This window comes from Leptolyngbya cf. ectocarpi LEGE 11479, from assembly GCF_015207065.1.
Classification (GTDB): Bacteria; Cyanobacteriota; Cyanobacteriia; order Phormidesmidales; family Phormidesmidaceae; genus Leptothoe; species Leptothoe ectocarpi.
Map to the genome: position 1 here is coordinate 1 of NZ_JADEXP010000482.1, position 3,685 is coordinate 3,685.

A 3,685-nucleotide genomic window follows, 5' to 3' on the forward strand; every position below is an offset into this window, starting at 1 on the left:
CCCTAAATGCCACGGCTAATCTAATTCGTTTAGAAAATGGCGGCACCATTAACGCGGCCACCGCTGCTGGGAATGGGGGTAATATTGAGCTACAAACGCCTATTTTGTTATTAAGGCAGGGTGGCAATATTAATACCAATGCGGGTAATGCTGACGGTGGCAATATTGCCATTGACACTGCATTTCTAATTGCCCTCGAAAACAGCGACATTACCGCCAATGCCATGCAGGGTCGCGGCGGACGGGTAAGTATTACGGCCCAAAGTATTCTCGGTACCGAGTTTCGAGAAGTTGTAACTGCCGAGAGTGACATTACGGCTACATCAGCTCTGGGACCTGAGTTTAATGGTGTTGTCGAACTGAATACGCCTGAATTAGAACCCGATAGCGGCCTAGTGGAGCTACCCACTGCTCTCAACGATCCGACAGACCAAATTGTTGCGGGTTGCCTAGCCGATAGTAACAATCGCTTTGTGATTGGCGGTCAGAATGGGCTGCCGTCAAATCCTACCCAGCAATTGCAGACAGCTGGCAGCTGGCAAGACTGGCGTTTTTTGAATGAGGTCACTCCAACAGCGGCGGCTACCAACAACTTACCTACAGCGGCACAAACAACCATCTCCAATGCCCCGTCGATCCGCGAAGCCAGCTATGCAAAGGTCAATGAAAATGGCCAACTTGTACTAGCCAGCTCAGCTGAAACCACCAGCTTTAGCTCACATGCCTCAGGGGGGGAGTGCGCCGCCCATCGCGACAGCTGACGCATACTCCTAAACCATATCAGGATCACACCCATATCCTTGACTTGTAGCTAATGAGAGCATCAACAACCGCTTAAGTGATAGTATCCGGAACACTCAAACGGTTGCTATAAAATAAGTTGAACAGTGCTCACAGGGACTCCTTAAAGACTGTGATGGCTATTAAACCCAGAACAATGGCGACTAATGGTTTTAGTAGCATGGCTACAAAGCCAATAATATGGTTGGTAATCGGCAAAATATTCAGAATATGGGTCAGGGAAAGTGCGATCGCAAGGCCAATCACCAGCCAGACTAAATAACTCAATGCTTTAAATGTAAGTTGCATCAGCGGAGAGTACGAATAGCGTTTCATCACAATAGGCTCATTGACAACAGATGAAGAAGATGACGTCAAAATGTTTTTTGAATACTTAAGAGCCTGTAGCTCTTCACGAGTAGCAGCCAGCGACTCTTGCAAATGAAGCAATTGCCAATACAGATGATGACAAGCCTGAGGAGAATAAACACTCTGACAAGGTAACGAAATCTGATCGAGAGGCAACACAGATTTCTTAACGTCCGGCATCAAGTACGGAGTAGCAATACTAACCATAAGTCCAGCCCTCTTACTGATATATTCATGTAATACATTATCAGCTTTTTGTATGTCAAGTGTATGTCATTTTATTATGTGTGTTCTTTAAAGACACAAATTCTTGATTGAAATACGTTGACATTTTTAGGGTTTAGTCATTAGGCTTATCGACTAGGGATGTATTACAGAAAGCATTTTTGTATTAACAAAAAGTAAAATGAGCGTTAAGAAGTTAGTTAGTTTTCGCCTGCCCGAAGAACTCATTGCAGCGCTTAGGGTTCGTGCTCAAGGCGATGGTATATCAATGACAGAACTGGTCTTTCGTCTATTAAAACAGGGGTTAAGTGAGTCAGGAGACGCAGAAGCGGAGCCTCTAGAAGCGCTGGTGAATCAGAGGGTCGCCAATAAAGTAGCGACCCTCGAAGCTGAATTTCACAAGCTGCAAGATGAAAAAAAACAAACTGACTCGCTGGTTTCCAGCCCTTTATACTCTTTACTAATGCAAAGTGCTTTTGAACAAAGCCAGGACTTTAAAAATCGAGAGCGTCTGGATCGGTTGGAAAAGATGGTTGAGCAGCTAATCCAGGCTCAATCTGACAGCCATCCATCATGACGTAGTTTAGAACTTCACCAAGTTTCAGCCCTAATTGCGTAGTAATTTTAGTAGCATAGTTGTGTGTTTGAGTGAGTATATCGATGTTTTTGAGCCTACCCACCAATCAAAGCCATGTCTTCTACAATCTGCTCAAGAACCGCTCTGATTACAGCCAATGTGTTTCAAAACTGTTTATCCAGAAGCTACGCCTCTAGGAGTTATCACACCAACATACTAAGGCGTTTAATTGCTACTCCCATCGAGTGGTATATCTCAGATATTGACTTTGACCTGGCATTTACTCTCAGAGAGTTATACAAGCTAGATGTTAACTCTCAAGAGAGTAATTCAGTTTGTCAAGAGGTCCGTAAAAACTTACGTAACTGTCGGATCACGTCATATGTTTTAGAAGAGTCTCAGCATTACGCCATTAATTTCTATGATGCGTTACGGCTTGCCTGTGCAGTTGAAGAATGTGTTGACTACATTGTCACTTGGGAGCCGACATCGTTTGTTCGCAATCCTCATGAACGTAGAGCATTAGAACAGCAGGGATTTTTTGATTTAACCCTGGATTCTGAAGATGCTGATACAAGCATGCATTTACCCAAAACTATTGGTGTGTTTCCTCCCAACCGTTTTTGGTCTCATCTACAGAACCAGACTAGTAGAGAGCAGCCTTCTAGAATGACAAGTTGTTATATTCATTTTGAAAGTTTGAGTCTTCAGTTGGGCGGTGGCAGTTTTAGCCAAGCTGATATTATTCTTCGCGATCAAACGGGGCATCGTATTAAGGGAGGAGAACGAGGCTCTACTCCTTGTGGTGCAACGTTGAAGGCTCTAGATCAAGCTATCGATCGGTGCCTTCATTTACCCCAGAGAGAACTCATCAACTTTTCCATTCCACCTATCATTGGTGGCCCTGATGCCTTGGTTGAGGTGTCATTAAATATTGAATGTGCAGGTCAGCTATTTCCAGCCAGTGCCCGCCATAATAGTGTTTATCATGCCTGTGCTGAAGCTTACATCAACGCAATTAACGAAATTGCCGAAGCTTTTCATTTTGGTTAGTGCCCTATAATCAAACACCTCCAAGCTGAGTCTAGTCGCGTTCTCTACAGCAAAACGACGGGGCTAGTCATCGACAATCACTCCTAAATAGAGCCTCACAAACTTTTGAGCTGCTTCAATATTTAAGACTTTCAAAGCCTCAGCAATAAGAGCAATGTTCTCAGCACTGGGATCTAAACCGTGATACCAGCGTCCAACATTTGCACGACTAATTCCCATGGTTACAGCCAGTTTATTCTGACTAATACCGTAAGTATCTAAAACCTGCTTTAGTGCTGTACTTGCCCGTCCCATACTCTGATCATGTCAGAGCCGATCCAGAAGGTAAATGTCACACTTGTGAATACATGCACATCATGTTAATGTCACATTTATGGATACATTAAACCATTCTCACTATGCAAGAATTCATTCCCAGCCCCGATATTTACAATGTTCCACCTCAATCTTCGCCGACTCCGACAGACCCCCACCGAGAATCGGTCCTTATTACTCTTGTTGGGTCAACCATCGCCCTGAACCTAACCATCAAACACCTCCACAAGCTTGGCTTTGCGGAATCTGATGCCTGGAGTAAAGAGCAAATCGAACCGAAAAGTGGTCAATCAATGCGAGTGCTGAAAAAATGGATAAGAGTATAGTGCACAATCTAAACACTTACAATCTGACACAGTTTATAGA

General features: G+C 44.0%; 4 protein-coding genes and 1 pseudogene. 3 read left to right on the forward strand and 2 right to left on the reverse strand.

Features of this window, described 5'->3' with window-relative positions; genetic code table 11:
• Nucleotides 1-761: pseudogene (locus tag IQ260_RS28710) on the forward strand (S-layer family protein); the annotation flags it as partial.
• Nucleotides 762-891: 130 nt separating this feature from the next.
• On the opposite strand, the gene IQ260_RS28715 reads toward IQ260_RS28710, so the two are convergent.
• Nucleotides 892-1,356 (reverse strand): hypothetical protein, encoded by a 465-nt coding sequence (locus IQ260_RS28715; RefSeq protein ID WP_193996488.1) that lies wholly within the window; start codon nt 1,354-1,356, stop codon nt 892-894.
• 199 nt (nt 1,357-1,555) lie between these two features.
• Here IQ260_RS28715 and IQ260_RS28720 point away from each other — a divergent pair, with 199 nt between their 5' ends.
• Both IQ260_RS28720 and IQ260_RS28725 read left to right on the forward strand, forming a co-directional pair.
• A complete protein-coding gene (locus IQ260_RS28720) occupies nt 1,556-1,951 on the forward strand; it encodes a hypothetical protein (protein ID WP_193996489.1) in 396 nt (131 codons plus the stop codon).
• A gap of 114 nt (nt 1,952-2,065) precedes the next feature.
• A complete protein-coding gene (locus IQ260_RS28725) occupies nt 2,066-3,004 on the forward strand; it encodes an alpha-isopropylmalate synthase regulatory domain-containing protein (protein WP_193996490.1) in 939 nt (312 codons plus the stop codon).
• 63 nt (nt 3,005-3,067) lie between these two features.
• Here IQ260_RS28725 and IQ260_RS28730 read toward each other — a convergent pair whose 3' ends face one another.
• Nucleotides 3,068-3,298, reverse strand: coding sequence for a helix-turn-helix domain-containing protein (locus IQ260_RS28730; RefSeq protein ID WP_193996491.1), 231 nt, complete (start codon nt 3,296-3,298; stop codon nt 3,068-3,070).
• Between the last annotated feature and the right edge of the window lie 387 nt (nt 3,299-3,685).